Genomic DNA, 17,443 nt, shown 5'->3' with positions numbered 1-17,443 from the left:
AATGTCTCCTGTCCCATAGTGACATTATCTCAGAACAGTTATAGGGTGACATTATCACAGCACAACAACATATAGGCTTGAATAGGTCTTGACTTATAAAATCTTAAGTAGTATATTCAATGTGTAACCGGTTACCTATCTGAAGTGGAGTGAGGATAATGGCTTCAATCAAAGATGTTGCTAAGCTTGCTGGTGTGTCCGTTGCCACTGTATCCAGAGTACTGAATGATAAAGGATACGTAGGACAGCATACAAGGGAAATGGTAGAACAGGCGATTAAAGAGTTGAACTACAAACCAAATGAGGTAGCTAGAAGTCTGTTCAAGAAGCAATCGAATACGATTGGCTTGATTGTGCCGGATATCATGAATCCTTATTTTCCCGAGTTAGCTAGAGCTGTTGAGGATACGGCTTCTAAGTTTGGCTACAACGTTATCCTGTGTAACTCCGATGAAGATAGGGAGAAAGAGCAAACATACTTGGATATGCTTCAGCAGAACTATGTAAACGGTATCATTGTTTCATCAAATACCCTGACTGCAAAACAGATTATAGAACTTAATATTCCTGTTGTAAGTATCGACCGGGAAATCAGCAAAGGCCTGCCAACGATTGTTGTGGAGAATATGAAAGGGGCCAGCAAGGCTGCTCGCTTTTTATTGGATAAGGGTTGCAGCAGAATTGCTCACATTCGAGGTCCTAAGGGGGTTGTCAATGCGGAGGAACGATGTGAAGGGTATAGAGAGGCAGTAAGTCAGCAGCCATGGTTCAATGAGAGCTATATTGTTGATGGGGATTATGACATGGAATCCTCAATCGAAGCGACATTAGAGCTTCTAAGGTCACATCCTGAAATCGACGGGATTTTTGCAGCGAATGATGTTATGGCGATTGGCGCTATGAAAGCAGCTAACCAGCTTGGCAAGAGGGTGCCGGAAGAACTTGCGATTATTGGATTTGACGGAATCCGTTTATCTTCCGTAACGATTCCAGAACTAACGACCATAGTGCAGCCGATCTATGAGTTAGGGGAAAAGGCTACAACAATGTTAGTTCGTTTAATGAATCAGCAAGAAGTCGGACAAACTTATTATATATTGGATGTGGAGCTTGTAGAGAGAAATTCAACGTAAGGAGCAGAGATAGAGATGGAGAAGAAACCTAAAGTTACTGTTGTTGGAAGCATTAATATGGACTTGGTTACGATTACTTCTCAAGTGCCGAAGAGAGGGGAGACGCTATTTGGCGAGCATTTTCAAATGAACCCCGGAGGAAAAGGAGCCAATCAAGCAGTAGCTGCAGCCAGGCTAGGAGCACATGTTCAACTCATTGGTTGCGTGGGGAAGGACAGGTTTGGAGAGGATATTGTAGCCCATTTGCAAGAGCAAGGTGTTGATGTGAGCAATGTGGAACCGGTTACAGATGTAACTGCCACAGCTACAATCGTCGTTGCTGATCAAGACAATAGTATTATTGTTGTCCCTGGAGCTAATAATTATGTAACAGCATCTTTCGTTGAATCCAGACGGGAGGTTATCGCAAACAGTGATATTCTGGTCCTTCAGTTGGAAATACCGTTGGATGGTGTGAGAAAAGCAGTACAAATTGCCAAGGAAAACGGGGTTAAGGTGATCCTTAATCCGGCACCGATCCAATCCTTGCCTTCAGATCTCATTCAGGATATCGATTATCTTACCCCGAATGAACATGAACAGATGCTGCTTAGACAAGATAGAAGCGCGGAAGAGCTAAGCGGCAAACTTATCGTCACAAAAGGTAGTGAAGGAGTTTGTATTTATGAAGAGGGAAGGGAAATAAATGTTCCCGCCTATAAAATAGATGTTGTTGATACTACAGGAGCGGGAGATTCGTTTAACGGCGGACTGGCTTACGCTTTAGGCAAAGGAGTAAGCTTGCGAGATGCTTGTAAATACGGCAATGCCGTTGCCGCTTTATCCACGACTAAGCTTGGAGCTCAAACAGGAATGCCTACCGGTGCGGAGGTAGAAGCATTCATCAATAGCCGAGGATGATCGCGCCTTAAGAGCTATATATCACTTCTGAAATCGCATACAACAAATCAAAACATTCTAGGAGGAATACCACAATGACAACCAGACCTATAATTATTGACACCGATCCAGGGATTGATGATGCTGTGGCACTTGCTATCGCACTTTACAGTGAAAAGCTGGATGTTCGATTGATCACCACGATTGCCGGGAATGTCGGACTTGATAAAGTAACCTATAACGCCTTGAGATTACTGAAGTTTTTCAATAAGACCGTACCTGTTGCTCTTGGTGCCGACAGACCGCTGATTAAGGACCCGATTGATGCCAGTGATATACATGGTTCTACCGGGATGGACGGTTTTGATTTTGATGAACTAACGGACGATCTTGTTCTGAAGGAAAATGCCGTGAATGCCATGTATCGCGTTATTATGAACAGCAAAGAACCGATAACTCTTGTTCCGATCGGACCGTTAACGAATATAGCGCTTTTGCTAAAAACGTATCCTGAAGTTAAAGAGAACATTGCTGAAATTGTATTAATGGGAGGCTCTACAGGGCGAGGCAACGCGGGGGTTATGGCGGAGTTCAACATTTATGCCGACCCTGAAGCAGCGAAGATCGTATTCCAAAGCAAGCTGCCTCTTGTAATGGTTGGACTTGATGTTGGTTTGAAGGCTCTGGTGTACCCGGAAGATAGTGAACAACTGAAGGTGATGAATCAGACAGGAAATATGATCTATCAGCTCTTCCAAAAATACAGAGGCGGCAGCATGAAGACTGGATTGAAAATGTATGACAGCACCGCTATCGCCTACTTGCTGCAGCCGGAAATGTTCCAAGTCGTCGATACGTTCGTCGATGTAGAACTGCATGGTTCGATGACGACCGGATGTACCGTAGTAGATTTAAAGGGGTATTTAGGAAAGCCTACTAACGCCAAAGTATGCGTGGATATTGATCCGCAAATGTTCAAGCAATGGTTCATGGATAGCTTGAAGAAATGTAACTAACAGCCCATTAGAGGAGGCCCAATCATGAATTCCAATATAATAATGTATGGCTCGGCTATTATCGCTGTGGCGGTAGTAATTTATATGTTGATTAAGAAGATGGACATTAAGATTTCCCTGTTCCTAATTGGTATCGTTCTGATCCTGGTTAGTACCGCTATGGGAAATGAGATCGCTGTCAAGGATTTTGTCTCCACCGGGTCGGCTTGGTTAGATCCTCTTGAGGTGATTGTCACTCAGTTTAAGCAGACCTTTACGGCTGCTGGCTTTATTATTCTCCTTTTAGGGGGCTATACAGCTTACATGTCATCGATTGGTGCCAATGAAGTTACTGTAAGCGCATTAACCAAACCAATTTCCAAAATTAAGTCGGTCTACGTTCTTGTTCCGCTTGTATTCTTGTTAGGAAATGCATTGTCACTCGTTATTCCCAGTGCATCGAATTTGGCCATTATCTTATTGGCTACCTTGTATCCTATCCTAAGAAAAGCTGGAATGTCGGCATTAACCACTGGAGCTGTTATCGCGACTTCAGCAACGATCGTTCCGACTCCGTTAGGAAGCGACAACGTGGCGATCGCGGAAGAATTGGCGAAGCATTCTTCATTTGCAGGATTGACTGTAACGGACTATGTATTTAACTATCATGCTTTGGTTTCGATCCCGACCTTGATTGTAATTGCTATTGTTCACTATTTCTGGCAGAAGAGAATGGATAAGAAGGCGAACGTGCAAGGACAAGCCGGTAAGGATGATGAGCATGTAGATGCGGGCAAAGTTGAAGCGATCACGATCACGGGCGGCAAATTGTATAAAACCGTATATGCGATACTCCCGATCTTCCCGATTATCCTTTTGCTTGGTAATTACGCTGTTCAATTAACGATAGGCAAATCCATTAATATCAGCGTCGAGATTGCTACCTTGGTATCCTTTGTCCTAGCTATTGTATGTGAGTTAATTAGACACAAAGGAAATAAGAGTGTTCTGGAAAAGACGGAAGCTTTCTTTAAAGGAATGGGCGGAGCGGTTCCAATTGTGGCCCTGCTTGTAGCGGCATCCGTATTTGTTACAGGCCTGAAATCGATTGGTTTGGTAGACGAGCTTCAATCGGCCATGCAAAGCATCCAAGGGAATGGATTAGATTTTATTCTGCCGCTTATCTTGGTAGCCTTAACGGCTCTAATCGTTATCCTGAGTGGTAGTGGCACAGCGCTAATCTTTGCTATGGTGCCATTGATCGTACCATTAGCAGTGGCGGCCGGCATTAGCCCGATTGCGATCTCAGTACCGCTCGGTCTGTCAGGCAACCTCTTCAGAGCGGTGTCACCTGTAGCCGCAGTTATACTCATTGTGGCTGGTACTGTAAAGACAGATCCGATTGCCCTTGTAAAAAGAACATCGGTTCCAATGATTGCGGGTGTAGTGTTTATGTTCGTATTATCGATGATCGTATTCCTATAATCCCGATTAGGACAAAAGCATAAGATAAATTAAAACACCTTCAAGAGAAAGTAACCATGTCGTAAGATATGGAGACAACCTTGAAGGTGTTTTTTTATGCCTATTTATAACGTCCATAATGCTTCCCATAAGATAAGATCTTATGATATAAGCTCTTATCATTTAATGCCTTGAGCGGGTATATTTGCGGCCGTGTGTTTACTTCCAGAATCCAGGCTCTTCCTTTTGAATCGACAGCTACGTCCAATCCGAGTTCATGGAAGCCTTTATAATGGCGGTCAAAGCTCTCGCCAACGGCGACCCCAAGTCGTTTGAGCTCCAGCTCCAGGTATGGAGTGAAGGTGGAACTGAAATCGGTGCCTTTCATCGTTTTACCAAATGTTTTGATGGTGCCGCCTTGATTGTAATTGGTGGCTACTTTATTTGGGCTGCCGACTTTGGAGAACAGGGCGGTGCTGACCCAAGCACCTTGCTTCGTTTTCTGGACCATAACCCGGATATCGAATGGCTTGCCATTGCTTCTGGCTAAGCGAATTCCTTTTTGCAGCAGATATGGCCGACTTCCCGCAAAGCGATTCAGCTCACGATATAATTGGGCTGCAGTTGAGTACGATGTCTTAGAAGTTTTCAGCTGGCTTTGGTAGCCACTGGCTGTCTTGCGGATACGAATAATGTTTTTACCGCCGGATCCGTTGGTGGGCTTAAAGAAGACGCTGGTATAGTCGTCAAGCATGGAGATCAGATTTCTTTGGTTAAACGGCAGTGTGTGCGGAATATATTTTTGAATATAGGGGTCTTCAAGCAACCATTGGGTCTTCAGCCATTTACTCTTGATGGTGCTGCTTTTGTATTTCATAGTAAGAGGCTCACCTCTTGTTTTTTGTTTAGCTTATGTCGAGAAACAGAGGGAGTCTCCACGAATGCCCGGAACCAAGACATGAGCCCGCGACCATTTTTATTTAATATGCTATTCTCCTGCTCTTTTTGTCGTATATCATAACAGCTACCATTGAAACAAGAACAATCGCAGCATTTGCAGCAATGGTTCAGCCCAGGTCATAGTCATATTGCCGTAGATGGGGGATACCGCATTGAACATGGTATGGAATAAGACGGACATAAACACACGGCCTTTTCCTGAGATTTTGTAGATTGCCCCGTGGAAAAACCGAAACGACATAAGTTGAACTACAAACATCCAAAAGTTAATGAGTCCCTCTCCGTGATTCGTCCCCGGAATGAAGAAAAGTGGGATATGCCATACCGTTAAAATGATTCCAGCAAAGAGAGCGGATAAAATAAAACCGTATTTTTTGTTAAGCTTAGGCTGTAGTATGTACATCCAGCCAGATTCCTCCAAGCCGCCGATGATAAGATTACCAGGCAGTGAAAGAAAAAACGTATAGAATGGAAGCACCATTTCCGTGCGGCCTGAAACTGCAATATGTATCAAAAAGTACAGTGCAAGCCCTGCAACAACGAACAAATAGATAAATATGTTGTTTTTGACGTGGAAAACCGTTTTTAACCATTCCTTAAAATCGGCTACTTTTTTATTTTTCTTTAGAACAATGTATGAAGCAATGGCTGGCGACAAAATATAGATTGCAAAAGGAATATTCATCATGGATTGCTGGAATGTGTGAACCCAATTGTGAACCGAATAGCCGAATGGTCCAAGAGCAATCAAAGCGCCTGACACAAGATAGGCTATGCAGAAAGTCAGCAGCGTAAATTGCACTGTGATTTTATTGCCTGTCATGATATCTTCACCTCACATGTTAAAGTATACAGCCATGATAGTGAAACAGAGGAAGGCTGTTATTAGTAATGTATAACAACGCCTTAACAAAAAATATATAAAATAATATTGTCCAGTGAGAAGGAATCAAGTAACAGGTTCTTATATTGTAAAATAATTCCGTATGATTCATTTGTATATTATCTATATTGTAGTATTCTGAAAATGAAATATAAGGCTATCTTGCAACCAAGGAGAGAGATTATACTTGAAAAGATAGGATGAGAGACACCGCATTAGAGTTTGAAATGGATATAATGATAGAAGCATTAGCAGGTGCAACAGGCTATCTAACATTAACCGCACTTCTCAGTGCAGCTATAGGAGCCCTATTTAGACGATCTACTACTGCCTTAGTGGCACTGCTTGGTTATTATTTCGTTGTCAGTCCATTGACGAGAGGACTTATGCCTTCCATTAGTAGAAACTATCTTCCGGATACGGCAGGATATTATATGTATATGCTACCTTCACCAGATGAAATAAATGTCTTGACGCCGTTGCAAGGGGCAGGGATTCTAATGTTATGGACTCTGATCGTTATTACAGTAGCTATTATATTTTACCGGAAGCGTGACGCCTGATAAGAATTTGATCATGAACCAAAATATATACACTTCCATGTTGAAGTTAATTAATAAACAAATGAGGGATTGGCATGGACAATAAATTGATGGACCGCATCAAAGGCGGAATGTATGGTGTCGCTGTAGGAGACGCTCTTGGCGGAACAACGGAGTTTATGAATAAACGGGAGATTAAGGAACAGTATGGCTATTTAACGGAAATCATCGGCGGCGGGGTGTGGGACCTGGAAGCGGGAGAGGTAACTGACGATACGATGATGACGCTTTGCGTAGCCGACGGGATACTTGAAAATCCGGAAGACCTTAGGGAAGCGATCGGACATTATTTTATGGAATGGTACCAATCACGGCCTAAAGATATAGGGAACATCATTCGCCATGTGTTTGAAAAATATCAGGGAGACTGGTTTGAAGCCGCTTTTATCGCTCACATAGAGATGGGACAAAGCGGCGGGAATGGCTCGCTCATGCGATGCCTGCCGGTCGCGCTGGCTTATGAAGAGTTAGCTGATGTCGATCGAGTGACGATCATGCAGTCTCGAATGACGCATTATGATCCCCGGTGCGCCGAAGTCTGCCTCATGTACAACCGAATCGCTCACCGTCTACTGCTGGGGGAAGATTTAAGAACGTCTATTAGAGCTGAGATTGCTGGGAGTGAATACGAAGAGAAAGTAGAAGCACTGCCCGATTGCCAGCCAAGCGGTTTTATCGTGCATACTTTCCGATGGGTTCTATATATTTTGCTTCATACATCCCGTTTTGAAGAAGTCGTACAGAAGGCGGCAAATCTGGGCGGTGACTCTGATACGATTGGTGCTATTGCCGGAGGGCTGGCAGGTATTTATTATGGCTATGAAGGCATTCCAACTCAATATGCAAATGCGATTCTCATAAAAGAAAGACTTGACCATACGATATTGCGCTTATATGTAATGAGGACTTCGATATAAAAATTTGTAATTTCTTTAGAAGTGATTGATTAAATGATACAAGGCAATTATCATATAAGCATATACTTATATGAAAAGGGGGGAGACATCTGTGATTCAGATTGGTGAGGCAGCTGAGAAATTAAAGGTTCTAGGGGATAAGACTCGCTTGACCATGCTATCGCTTTTGAAGGAACGGGAATACTGCGTATGTGAATTTGTCGACATTTTAGAAATATCACAACCAGGCATTAGTCAGCATTTACGAAAATTAAAGGACCAGGGGATCGTAAAGGAAGATAGACGTGGACAATGGGTTTATTACTCGTTAAATGTTGAGGATAAACCGTACATTAAGGAATTACTGCAACACATGCCTGATTCTAGGACAATCTTATCTGACTTAAATAAAGAGGGGGGAAGCAGCGCTTGCAAATAAGGTTTTTTAACTTTTATATAAGTATATAGTTATGTGTTTATATATGGTCCGGAGGTTTAGAAGTGATGATTGTAATCTTGGCATGTATTATTTTTATAGTGACGCTTACGCTGGTAATCTGGCAGCCTAAGAACTTGTCGATTGGCTGGTCGGCTTGCGGTGGAGCTCTTTTGGCACTTTTAGTAGGTGTCGTTGACTTTCACGATGTCTGGGATGTGACCCGGATCGTTTGGAATGCAACATTAGCCTTTGTTGCGGTTATCTTAATTTCTTTGACAATGGATAAGATCGGATTCTTTGAATGGGCCGCCTTACATATGGCTAGAGCAGCTCGAGGTAACGGAGTCAGGATGTTTATATATATTTCAGTTTTAGGTGCTTTCGTAGCATCATTTTTCGCTAACGACGGAGCAGCATTGATTTTAACACCGATTGTACTAGCAATGGTTAGGGCCCTTCATTTTGACGAGAAGAAAGTGTTTCCGTTTATTATCGCAAGTGGATTTATAGCGGATACCACATCATTACCGCTTGTTGTCAGTAACCTAGTAAACATCGTTTCTGCTGATTACTTTGGTATTACTTTTACTGAATATGCCAGCAGAATGGTTGTACCCACTTTATTCTCACTTGGTGCCAGCATTTTGGTGCTTTATCTCTATTTCAAAAATGCAATTCCGAAAAAATTTGATTCTTCACAACTGAAGTCTCCAAAGGAAGCGATTAGAGACATGAGGTTATTCCGTTTATCATGGATAATTCTTGCTTTGCTACTGCTTGGATATATTATAAGTGAGTTCATTGCAATTCCGGTATCACTTGTAGCTGGAAGTATTGCTATCTTCTACTTGATTATGGCACATAGGAGTACTGCTGTACCTACTGCGAAAATTGTAAGAGGAGCTCCTTGGGCAATTGTTTTTTTCTCCATTGGCATGTACGTGGTGGTGTACGGTTTAAGAAATGCCGGACTAACAGATTTACTTGCTAACGTAATTCAAGGTATTGCTGACAAAGGATTATTTGCAGCTACAGTTGGAATGGGCTTTATTGCAGCTGTGATCTCATCCATCATGAATAACATGCCAACTGTCATGATCGACGCACTTGCTATAGATGCAACGACGGCAACAGAGGGCATTAAGGAGGCTTTGATTTACGCCAACATCATCGGGTCGGACCTTGGTCCGAAAATAACACCTATAGGATCTCTTGCTACTTTACTATGGCTGCATGTGCTCGCCTCTAAGGGAGTTAAAATCTCCTGGGGAACTTACTTTAAAACGGGGGTCATACTGACAATTCCAACCCTTTTTATTACCTTGGCGGGCTTGTATTTATCGTTACTAATCTTTTAATGGACTATAAAGGGGATGTAGCATTTATGGAAAAAAAGACGATTTATTTCTTGTGTACAGGGAACTCTTGCCGCAGTCAGATGGCCGAAGGTTGGGCTAAAAAATATCTGGGAGAAACCTGGAGTGTATACAGTGCCGGTATTGAAGCTCATGGACTTAATCCTAGTGCGGTAAAAGCAATGAATGAAGTGAATATTGATATTTCTAACCAGACATCGGATATTATCGACCCCAACCTGTTAAATAGCGCTGACCTTGTAGTGACGCTATGCGGTGATGCGGCAGATAAATGTCCAATCACGCCTCCACAAGTAAGACGAGAGCACTGGGGCTTTGATGATCCTGCGAAAGCGCAAGGAACTGATGAAGAAAAATGGGTGGTATTTCAAAGAGTACGTGATCAGATAGGTGAACGTATCAAAAAATTTGCACATCCCTTTACTTAGACGATGATCGAGGCGTATAATTCGTAAAGACATCGGAGTGAGAAGAGGGAAGCAGATTATGAACAGTGGGTTAGTTAACGCTATTATCGCGTATATCATGTGGGGGGTTCTCCCGCTTTATTGGAAGTTGTTTAACGATGTGCCGGCAGGCGAAATTCTGTCACATCGGGTTGTCTGGTCGTTCGTCTTTATGGGCATTCTCGTTGCAGTCCAGCGTCGCTGGGGTGACATGAAGCGGATTGCGGCTAGCCGCTCGCTTCTGCTGTCACTCACCGCTAGCGGACTGCTGATCGCTGCTAATTGGCTCATCTTCATCTGGGCGGTCAACAATGACCATGTCGTCGAGACGAGCCTAGGTTATTATTTGAACCCATTGCTGAACGTGCTGCTTGCGGTAGTCTTCCTTCGCGAGAAGCCAAGCCGTGGCCAATGGCTCGCGATTGCCATCGCTGGCGCCGCGGTGCTCATCATCGCCATCGACTACGGACGGTTCCCATGGATCTCAATTTCACTGGCCGCGACCTTTGGTTTGTACGGCCTCGCGAAGAAGAAGATCGGACAAGATGCTTCTGTAGGCTTGCTGTCGGAGACGGCTGTAGTCCTGCCCGTTGCGCTCGGCTACTGGATCTATTTGGCCGCCGCGGGGAAGACGACGGCATGGACGCTACCTGTGTCCACATTCGTCGAGCTGCTTCTTTCCGGCGTGGTAACGGCGCTACCGCTGCTTTTCTTTGCGCGAGCAGCAGCCCGGATGTCGCTGTCCACGCTCGGATTCGTACAATACATCGGGCCGACGATCATGCTGCTTCTTAGCATATTCGTGTTTAAGGAATCGGTCTCGCCGGTTCTTCTCATCGGCTTCGCGCTGATCTGGACAGCGCTTGTCGTATACGCCACGGCATCGGTTCGCGGCACGAAACTCGCAAAGGCGAGCTGACAGTAAACACGTCTGCCCGGTAACGTGGATACAGCCACAGCCATTTCCGCCCGCTGGGGAGGAGATGGCTGTGGCTGTTTGGGGTTAAACTAATGGTCGGGCTAATGTAATGAAGTATTTACTCTGGCAGATATATATCCTTAATAGTAAAATATTCCTATCATATAATTCATATATAGGGTAGGTGAGAATAAAATGGTTGATTTATTACAATTGCAAAAAAGAGTCTATCAGAATAAAATTGCGAAAGGATTTAATGTTACCGATATATACCAAGAGTTTTGCTTTATATATGGTGAATTATCAGAAGCTTGTGAAGCTTATCTGAAAAAGAAAGACGATTTAGGGGAAGAGTTGGCTGATGTTGCACTCTATTTAATAGGACTTTCAGAACTTCTGGGAATTAACCTGGAAGAAGAGATAATGAATAAAATGGAAAAAAATGAAAAAAGAAAATACGAAGCCATAGATGGTGTACTTACAAAAGTGAATGAATAATTTGAAGAAGTTCACACAACACGAAAAGCAGCCGATCTCTTCCTTTTTGTATAAATGAATGGTGAAGTACTGGTGATTCCTTTATTTCCGCTTTACAGTTATATTAAGCATAGTAGTGTTCTAATAAAATGAGTAGGAAAGAAGGGAGCTTTTGGACAACCACTGGAATAAGTTCATTTATAAAGTTTGGGCTCCATTATACGATTTCTTTTTCAACTCTGGACAGTTTTTGGTCGCTCGAAAGAAGGTCTTTAAGAGTATACAGCTGAAGCCCAAACAAAAGATTCTTTTAGTCGGCGTCGGGACGGGAGCAGACGTTCGGTTCCTGACGAATAAAAATGTAGAAATCACCGGTATTGATCTGTCACCTGATATGCTTCAAAAAGCCAAAATGAAGTACGCCTCGCATCAAGTTACTCTTTTGGAGATGGATGCGCAGAACCTGACGTTTCCACAGGATTCTTTTGATCTGATTATAGCCAATCTCATCTTGTCGGTAGTTCCTAATCCTGAACAATGCTTACGAGAAATGATAAGGGTTACATGTCTGGATGGACAAATAGTGATCTTTGATAAATTTATTCCCCCTGAACAAAAATTGACCGTTATTAAAAGTGTCCTGCGCCCGGTTATCAAGATGTTAGGAACGGACATAGGGAGGCGCTTCGAGGAGGTTGTAGCGCCCTATCAAAAAGCGATACGAATAGAGGACGACTCGCCTATTTTGTTTAATGGCATGTATCGTAAAATTGTGCTTCGCAAACTGAAGGAATACGGATCATTTTGACGTTACAAGAAGATATAGTACAAACAAACTCCAACGATAATGATTAACAACGCCATGGTATCAAATCCGTTTGATCACGAGGAAATATCAGAGTTCATTAATGTAGAGCTCCTAGAATAGATGAGAGGGACTGAGCATAGATCAGCGAGTGGAAATTAAAGTTGCCAGAGAGTTAAACCTTTCTGGCAACGAAATATGCAGGAACTTTTTATCGTTGTACAGTTGAATCATAATATTATGTTTGATAAGAATGGCCTAATAGACATATGTACAAAATACGGGTTTTGTGAAGAAGTAGTAAATGAATTGATGAAATGGCATTGGTTAATGGATTCAACTGCTAATTTTCGCATTGCCTAGCCAATATCCATTCACTGCACACTCATCTCTTCGTTAAGTCATATTTAGTTATAATACTCATCTAATATCTCTAACGCAGTCTTTGCTGCAGCTTTTGTAGCGATGCTGTCTGATTCTGATTTTGTATTTGAGTACTAAATCATTCCCCATATCTACATCTGTATAAGCAATACACTCCTAAAACTAAATTGATTTATCTCTTATTTCTGGCTTAGTAAATTATCACTCATTTTTCATCTCATAAATCTTTTGCAAGGTGCTTAAGTACATTGAACTTTCATCGACCTGATCCTGGTGCGGAGCTTGTGAAATTGCGTTCATATACCATTCTACAAGTCTGTATCCGAACATAAGCAGAATCATCTCGTAGACAAAGTTATCCACTATATGTGAAATATTCGCGTATTCTGAAAATCCTTTGTAATACGCGGGGATGCATCTGTGGTAGTAATCTACCATGTGTTCAATATCAGCTTTATCTGCAATAAGGCTTGCCATATCTTCACCTAAATAACCCCATCCGGCAGTATCCCAGTCGATGACTACGATTCGACCATTTAAATATAATATATTTGTCACCCAAAAATCCCTGTGGCACAGCACGACAGGCAACTTCTCGATTCGGTTAAATATTTCGTCTGCGCTTTCATCGATGTCGATTAGCATTTTACATAGATGCTCCGGAATTTCACAATCCTCAGAGCGTACATAATCGTACACTCTATTCCATGAACGATAATGAAGATAAAATTTCTTCATATAATCCACTTTACTAAGATTGGCTAAGCTTTGTAAAAAGGCGGGCTGTTCGGCATATAACCTGCCTTGAAAACGGCCCAGTTCTTCAGCTGCTCGCTCATACATATCACCGGTTAAGTTCAAACCCGATATTCCGTCGATATATTCCATCCAGATCTGCGTTTCATTTTCTTCTCCGTTCATTTCGGCATGGTAGCATTCAGGCCAACGGAAGGATTCAGAAAACAGAGAGCCTAAATTGGATGTATAGAAGCCATATTCCCTGCGCCATGAATCAGGATCTCCATAGCGTTCCCACTTCATCTGTACTTTCAAAATGATTTTGTAGCGTATATCCGTGCCGTCAGTAGTTTTGGCATTGCCCGTTACCAGCTGCACATCCCCCACTGTACCGCCATGTAATTGTTCGGTTTGAAATTCGACGCGGATTATTTTTGTTCCAAGCATTTTGTTTAAAGCTTGTGTCAGAGATTCGGTCCTTATTTCTCTCATCATAAAGTCCTCCAATCGTTTTGGGCATAAAAATACCGCAGAACAGCAGCCTCCTTTGAAGCTGCTGTTCTGCGGCGAAAAGCCAAAAATCAGCTTGTAATTATAAGGGATATAGCCTTCAGCGTATCCCGTTAACAGCAGTATTCACGAAAGACAACTGCTGACAGCTTCTATACTTACAGTTAAGCATACCCCTATGTGTCAAATCAAAAGAACATTTAATTATAAGCAAGTATTACTTACGACTATCCTCCCTGCCGTAGACCTCGATCTGGGTCAATGCCGGAAACGGAGAAGGGTCCTCCGATTTTATTAATTTGCTAAGGGTGATTCGATCAACGTTCCGTGGAGCAAGCGAAATCACTTGGGGCTGATGAGTCTTCACAAGCGAGGCCGTATGGGAGCTTCCGTCCGGGAAGTTCAATGTAACTTGCTCCCAATAATTATCGTGCGGAAAATCAGCCCGCAGCGTCAATACTACCTTATCGATGATTACGATTCTCCCGAGGTGAACTGTAATTTCTGCATCTTCCCGGCCATTTATGCCCCAGGATTCATAGGGCCATTCCCCATGGGAATCATTGGCCGTATTGCCGTTAATGGCATTCCGGGCCGCAAAGACCGACTCGCCCCGCGTCTCTGCATTGGCCGAGGCATGAGGATAACAACTTGAGTTGTCATGCTGGTCATAAGGATTGAGCGCCAGGTTTTTGTACGCCTGTATTTCCTCTGGGAAGGCTACACGCGCTGTAATTACATGCATTTCCCCGACAAAAGATTTCGGCGAGTAGGAAGCCCTCTTCTCCCCATGCGGAACGACAAAGCGAAATGCCTCCTCCGATAGATAAACGAATGCCGGCGGCATCGAGTCTTCTAGCTGAATAACCAAATTAACCGGGACTTCCGTGCTTCGGAGAACAATGGCATCTCCGGGTTCATAGCCTTGAGAGTAGACTAACTTCACCTGGCTATTCTCATTGCGGCTGGATTTTACCATACTCTGTTCATCTTGAACCTCCAATGTTAGCATAACTATCTTGACATCTCCTTCCGAAAATACAACCAGATAGATATAGCTTATCTCATACCAGGATTAATGCAACCTAGGATTAATGCAACTTGGCCTACCAGTAATATACTCGGTTAAAGCTTCAGGCAGTCAGTTTGCAGCCCATCAACAGGTGACGGGTTATGTAAATGACCAGCTTGTATGGGAACCGAACCATAAGATGAAATAAGTAACGGGTTGGATCAAGGATATTTCCTCATGCTCCAACCCGTTTTTAATGATTAGTTATAATATTGAACAAATTCATTAACCGGCTTACGGTAGCCGCGCGGGCGGAAGCTTTCGGGTGCCGACTTGCCCATAGCGATCATCATGACCGGAATCAGATTGTCCGGTACATCGAACATTTCTTTAAAGACCGCATCCTCTGTGTTATGCATCGGGCAAGTGTCCCAGCCCAGGTCCTTGGCGATCAACATCATTTGCATGGCTGCAATGCTGGCATTCCGGATCGCATCCTCGCGTTGGAAGGTGTCTCCCTTGCTTTCATAAAACTGAATCGTTTGTTCGACTACGGCATTGTACTCTTGTTCGCTCAGAACGCCAAGATTTTTCAGACCCTCATTTAGGTCAGCTGCCTTAAGATGTGCCTTGATATCGCCCAGGACGTAAATAATTGCTGAAGCTGTTTTGATCTTGTACTGTTGATGCGTGCGTTCGTAAATTTCTTCAATCTTGGCGCGATCTGTTACCACCAAGTAATGGGTGTGCTGCAGATTGTAGGACGATGGAGCAAACTTGCTTAGGGTAAATATCTCTTCCAAATCACTTTGAGGAATCTCAACCCCTTCGACAAAACGATTGGCCGATCTTCTATCTTTAATAATCGATTGGAAGTCACTCATATGTATAGCCTCCTTGTGTATAATGTTTGTGAACGAATACACTTCTTAAGCTACGCCAGTGGCCGGGGCTTGTCAAGAATCTAAGGGCGACTAGTGAAATCCTGGAGTTTCGATTATGCTAGATAGGAGTCATTAAAGTGCTTATCAGCATCTATTCAAAATTCCAAAATTACATGCGGGAGTCTGAACTTATATCATGAAATCACGAATCAAGCGTCTTACTATCCTCCTGTTATCCCTGACCGTAGTACTTCTGATACTGTTGCTGTTCCCTCTACTACCTTATGAATCAGGAAAAACAGAGCGTATTGCACCGAGCCTCTCTTCTCCTCCTTCCTTTGAAATCTATGTAGCGACCGATATGCATTACTTAAGCCCTTCCCTCCACGACGGCGGCGAAGCGTTCCAGCAATATATAGAAGCAGGTGATTCCAAGCTCCTGCAATACTCAGATGAATTAATGGATGCGTGGGCGGAACAGATCATCGCCGGACAACCCCAAGCCGTCATTTTAAGCGGGGATCTTACCAACAACGGTGAACAAGCCAGCCACCGGCAGTTGGCGGAGAAGCTTGATTATATTGAACGTGCAGGCATCCAGGTTCTGGTCATTCCCGGCAATCATGATATCTTGAATCCTTGGGCCAGGAGCTTTAAGGGGGATCGTCAATATAAGACCGAGTTCATTACGGCGGACGACTTTCGGCAAATCTATCATTCGTTCGGATATGGAGAAGCTCTGGATTCAGATCCCGAGTCTCTTAGTTACGTCGCTAAAATAACCGATCAGCTCTGGGCTCTTATGCTGGATACTTGCCAGTACAAGAACAATCTGGAGTTGGGATACCCGAAGACCAATGGGAGTCTTTCAGACTCAACGCTGAAATGGATAATCCATCAGACAGAGATTGCTCGAAATCACGGGGCTGAGATGATCACGGTGATGCACCATAACCTGCTGGATCACACCATTTTCTCATCCGGGTTCACCTTGGATAATGCGGACAAAGTATTTAATGTGTTGAATGAATCAAACATTCATCTCACTCTCTCGGGCCATATTCATATCCAGGATATCCGTTCTTATCAAGGTCTTACTGATATTGCGACAAGCTCCATGGAGGTGTATCCATACCAATTCGGTGTTTTGGAATTCGATACAGCTGTATCAAAAGTCATTTATCAAACCCGTTCAGTGGATGTAGAGCAATGGAGTGAAAGTAACGGCGTGCGGGCCCCTCAGCTAAGGCAGTTCAAGGATTACGGAAGAGATTTTTTCCATGACCAATCCTACAATAAAGCTATGAATGCCTTGAAGGATCAAGGGTATAACGATGTACAGATTCAGAATATGGCAGAGACCATGGCTGAACTGAATCTGCATTACTTCGCAGGCACGGTGAATATAATCGATGAAAAATGGCTGAGCTCTCCGGGTATGAAGCTGTGGGAGCAAGCGGAGTCCGGGTTTATGAGCAAATATATGCAGAGCATGGCGGCTTCGGCCAAGGAGAATAATCATATAGAGATCCATTATTCCAATACATCTCCATAAAATAGAATCTTCAACATAAAAGAGCCGCTTTTTAGCGGCTCTTTTATGTTCATTTCAACTTGCCAAGCAGAATGATAGACGCCCTC

The 17,443-nt window shown here is 43.3% G+C and carries 17 protein-coding genes and 1 pseudogene; 13 read left to right on the top strand and 5 right to left on the bottom strand.

What is annotated here, in order from left to right; genetic code table 11:
- Nucleotides 1-158: 158 nt before the first annotated feature.
- From KQJ23_RS12265 to dcuC, 4 genes are all read left to right on the top strand, one after another.
- Entirely contained in the window at nucleotides 159-1,133 is a 975-nt protein-coding gene (locus tag KQJ23_RS12265; RefSeq protein ID WP_216479164.1) for a LacI family DNA-binding transcriptional regulator, read from the top strand.
- Nucleotides 1,134-1,148: 15 nt separating this feature from the next.
- Nucleotides 1,149-2,033, top strand: coding sequence for a ribokinase (gene rbsK / locus KQJ23_RS12260; RefSeq protein WP_216479163.1), 885 nt, complete (start codon nucleotides 1,149-1,151; stop codon nucleotides 2,031-2,033).
- Between the two features lie 74 nt (nucleotides 2,034-2,107).
- The gene (gene rihC / locus KQJ23_RS12255) at nucleotides 2,108-3,028 is read left to right on the top strand and encodes a ribonucleoside hydrolase RihC (RefSeq protein WP_216479162.1); all 921 of its coding nucleotides are present in this window, start codon (nucleotides 2,108-2,110) and stop codon (nucleotides 3,026-3,028) included.
- Between the two features lie 24 nt (nucleotides 3,029-3,052).
- Nucleotides 3,053-4,492: a C4-dicarboxylate transporter DcuC gene (dcuC, locus tag KQJ23_RS12250; protein WP_216479161.1), complete on the top strand. Its 1,440-nt coding sequence runs from the start codon at nucleotides 3,053-3,055 to the stop codon at nucleotides 4,490-4,492.
- A 100-nt stretch (nucleotides 4,493-4,592) separates the two neighbouring features.
- Here the strand turns inward: dcuC and KQJ23_RS12245 are convergent, their stop codons facing one another.
- Complete coding sequence (locus tag KQJ23_RS12245) at nucleotides 4,593-5,348, bottom strand: YheC/YheD family protein (protein WP_216479160.1); 756 nt, start codon at nucleotides 5,346-5,348, stop codon at nucleotides 4,593-4,595.
- 103 nt (nucleotides 5,349-5,451) lie between these two features.
- Nucleotides 5,452-6,254, bottom strand: a pseudogene (locus KQJ23_RS12240) (CPBP family intramembrane glutamic endopeptidase).
- A 260-nt stretch (nucleotides 6,255-6,514) separates the two neighbouring features.
- Here KQJ23_RS12240 and KQJ23_RS12235 point away from each other — a divergent pair.
- The 8 genes from KQJ23_RS12235 to KQJ23_RS12200 all read left to right on the top strand — a co-directional run bounded on the left by KQJ23_RS12235 (nucleotide 6,515) and on the right by KQJ23_RS12200 (nucleotide 12,277).
- Entirely contained in the window at nucleotides 6,515-6,877 is a 363-nt protein-coding gene (locus KQJ23_RS12235; protein WP_249529709.1) for a hypothetical protein, read from the top strand.
- A 74-nt stretch (nucleotides 6,878-6,951) separates the two neighbouring features.
- Nucleotides 6,952-7,833 (top strand): ADP-ribosylglycohydrolase family protein, encoded by an 882-nt coding sequence (locus tag KQJ23_RS12230; RefSeq protein WP_216479159.1) that lies wholly within the window; start codon nucleotides 6,952-6,954, stop codon nucleotides 7,831-7,833.
- A gap of 91 nt (nucleotides 7,834-7,924) precedes the next feature.
- A complete protein-coding gene (locus KQJ23_RS12225) occupies nucleotides 7,925-8,251 on the top strand; it encodes an ArsR/SmtB family transcription factor (RefSeq protein WP_346779389.1) in 327 nt (108 codons plus the stop codon).
- 68 nt (nucleotides 8,252-8,319) lie between these two features.
- Nucleotides 8,320-9,609 carry an arsenic transporter gene (locus KQJ23_RS12220; protein WP_346779391.1) on the top strand — a complete coding sequence of 430 codons (1,290 nt, stop codon included), beginning with the start codon at nucleotides 8,320-8,322 and terminating at the stop codon, nucleotides 9,607-9,609.
- Between the two features lie 26 nt (nucleotides 9,610-9,635).
- Nucleotides 9,636-10,055: an arsenate reductase (thioredoxin) gene (gene arsC / locus KQJ23_RS12215; RefSeq protein ID WP_216479157.1), complete on the top strand. Its 420-nt coding sequence runs from the start codon at nucleotides 9,636-9,638 to the stop codon at nucleotides 10,053-10,055.
- Nucleotides 10,056-10,113: 58 nt separating this feature from the next.
- On the top strand, nucleotides 10,114-10,992 hold the full coding sequence (rarD, locus tag KQJ23_RS12210) for an EamA family transporter RarD (RefSeq protein ID WP_216479156.1): 879 nt from the start codon (nucleotides 10,114-10,116) through the stop codon (nucleotides 10,990-10,992).
- Between the two features lie 195 nt (nucleotides 10,993-11,187).
- Entirely contained in the window at nucleotides 11,188-11,490 is a 303-nt protein-coding gene (locus KQJ23_RS12205; RefSeq protein WP_216479155.1) for a MazG-like family protein, read from the top strand.
- Between the two features lie 151 nt (nucleotides 11,491-11,641).
- Nucleotides 11,642-12,277, top strand: coding sequence for a class I SAM-dependent methyltransferase (locus KQJ23_RS12200; RefSeq protein WP_216479154.1), 636 nt, complete (start codon nucleotides 11,642-11,644; stop codon nucleotides 12,275-12,277).
- Between the two features lie 582 nt (nucleotides 12,278-12,859).
- Here KQJ23_RS12200 and KQJ23_RS12195 read toward each other — a convergent pair.
- From KQJ23_RS12195 to KQJ23_RS12185, 3 genes are all read right to left on the bottom strand, one after another.
- Nucleotides 12,860-13,888: an aminoglycoside phosphotransferase family protein gene (locus KQJ23_RS12195; protein WP_216479153.1), complete on the bottom strand. Its 1,029-nt coding sequence runs from the start codon at nucleotides 13,886-13,888 to the stop codon at nucleotides 12,860-12,862.
- Between the two features lie 235 nt (nucleotides 13,889-14,123).
- The gene (locus KQJ23_RS12190; protein ID WP_249529708.1) at nucleotides 14,124-14,918 is read right to left on the bottom strand and encodes a carbohydrate-binding protein; all 795 of its coding nucleotides are present in this window, start codon (nucleotides 14,916-14,918) and stop codon (nucleotides 14,124-14,126) included.
- Nucleotides 14,919-15,178: 260 nt separating this feature from the next.
- On the bottom strand, nucleotides 15,179-15,802 hold the full coding sequence (locus KQJ23_RS12185; protein WP_216479152.1) for a nitroreductase family protein: 624 nt from the start codon (nucleotides 15,800-15,802) through the stop codon (nucleotides 15,179-15,181).
- Nucleotides 15,803-15,998: 196 nt separating this feature from the next.
- Here KQJ23_RS12185 and KQJ23_RS12180 point away from each other — a divergent pair, with 196 nt between their 5' ends.
- Nucleotides 15,999-17,357 carry a metallophosphoesterase gene (locus KQJ23_RS12180; protein WP_216479151.1) on the top strand — a complete coding sequence of 453 codons (1,359 nt, stop codon included), beginning with the start codon at nucleotides 15,999-16,001 and terminating at the stop codon, nucleotides 17,355-17,357.
- Nucleotides 17,358-17,443: the final 86 nt, after the last annotated feature.

The sequence above is a fragment of the Paenibacillus brevis genome, assembly GCF_018919145.1.
GTDB classification, from domain to species: Bacteria; Bacillota; Bacilli; order Paenibacillales; family Paenibacillaceae; genus Fontibacillus; species Fontibacillus brevis.
The sequence above is the reverse complement of the archived record's forward strand: the minus strand, read 5'-3'. Positions and strand labels throughout refer to the sequence as shown.

Bases quoted from the DNA above. Each gene is read 5' to 3' on its own strand.
- KQJ23_RS12265 (WP_216479164.1), top strand. From the start codon at position 159: ATGGCTTCAATCAAAGATGTTGCTAAGCTTGCTGGTGTGTCCGTTGCC.
- KQJ23_RS12245 (WP_216479160.1), bottom strand. From the start codon at position 5,348: ATGAAATACAAAAGCAGCACCATCAAGAGTAAATGGCTGAAGACCCAA.
- KQJ23_RS12180 (WP_216479151.1), top strand. From the start codon at position 15,999: ATGAAATCACGAATCAAGCGTCTTACTATCCTCCTGTTATCCCTGACC.
- KQJ23_RS12235 (WP_249529709.1), top strand. From the start codon at position 6,515: ATGAGAGACACCGCATTAGAGTTTGAAATGGATATAATGATAGAAGCA.
- arsC (WP_216479157.1), top strand. From the start codon at position 9,636: ATGGAAAAAAAGACGATTTATTTCTTGTGTACAGGGAACTCTTGCCGC.
- rarD (WP_216479156.1), top strand. From the start codon at position 10,114: ATGAACAGTGGGTTAGTTAACGCTATTATCGCGTATATCATGTGGGGG.
- dcuC (WP_216479161.1), top strand. From the start codon at position 3,053: ATGAATTCCAATATAATAATGTATGGCTCGGCTATTATCGCTGTGGCG.
- rihC (WP_216479162.1), top strand. From the start codon at position 2,108: ATGACAACCAGACCTATAATTATTGACACCGATCCAGGGATTGATGAT.
- KQJ23_RS12230 (WP_216479159.1), top strand. From the start codon at position 6,952: ATGGACAATAAATTGATGGACCGCATCAAAGGCGGAATGTATGGTGTC.
- KQJ23_RS12205 (WP_216479155.1), top strand. From the start codon at position 11,188: ATGGTTGATTTATTACAATTGCAAAAAAGAGTCTATCAGAATAAAATT.
- KQJ23_RS12185 (WP_216479152.1), bottom strand. From the start codon at position 15,802: ATGAGTGACTTCCAATCGATTATTAAAGATAGAAGATCGGCCAATCGT.
- KQJ23_RS12195 (WP_216479153.1), bottom strand. From the start codon at position 13,888: ATGAGAGAAATAAGGACCGAATCTCTGACACAAGCTTTAAACAAAATG.
- KQJ23_RS12190 (WP_249529708.1), bottom strand. From the start codon at position 14,918: ATGCTAACATTGGAGGTTCAAGATGAACAGAGTATGGTAAAATCCAGC.
- rbsK (WP_216479163.1), top strand. From the start codon at position 1,149: ATGGAGAAGAAACCTAAAGTTACTGTTGTTGGAAGCATTAATATGGAC.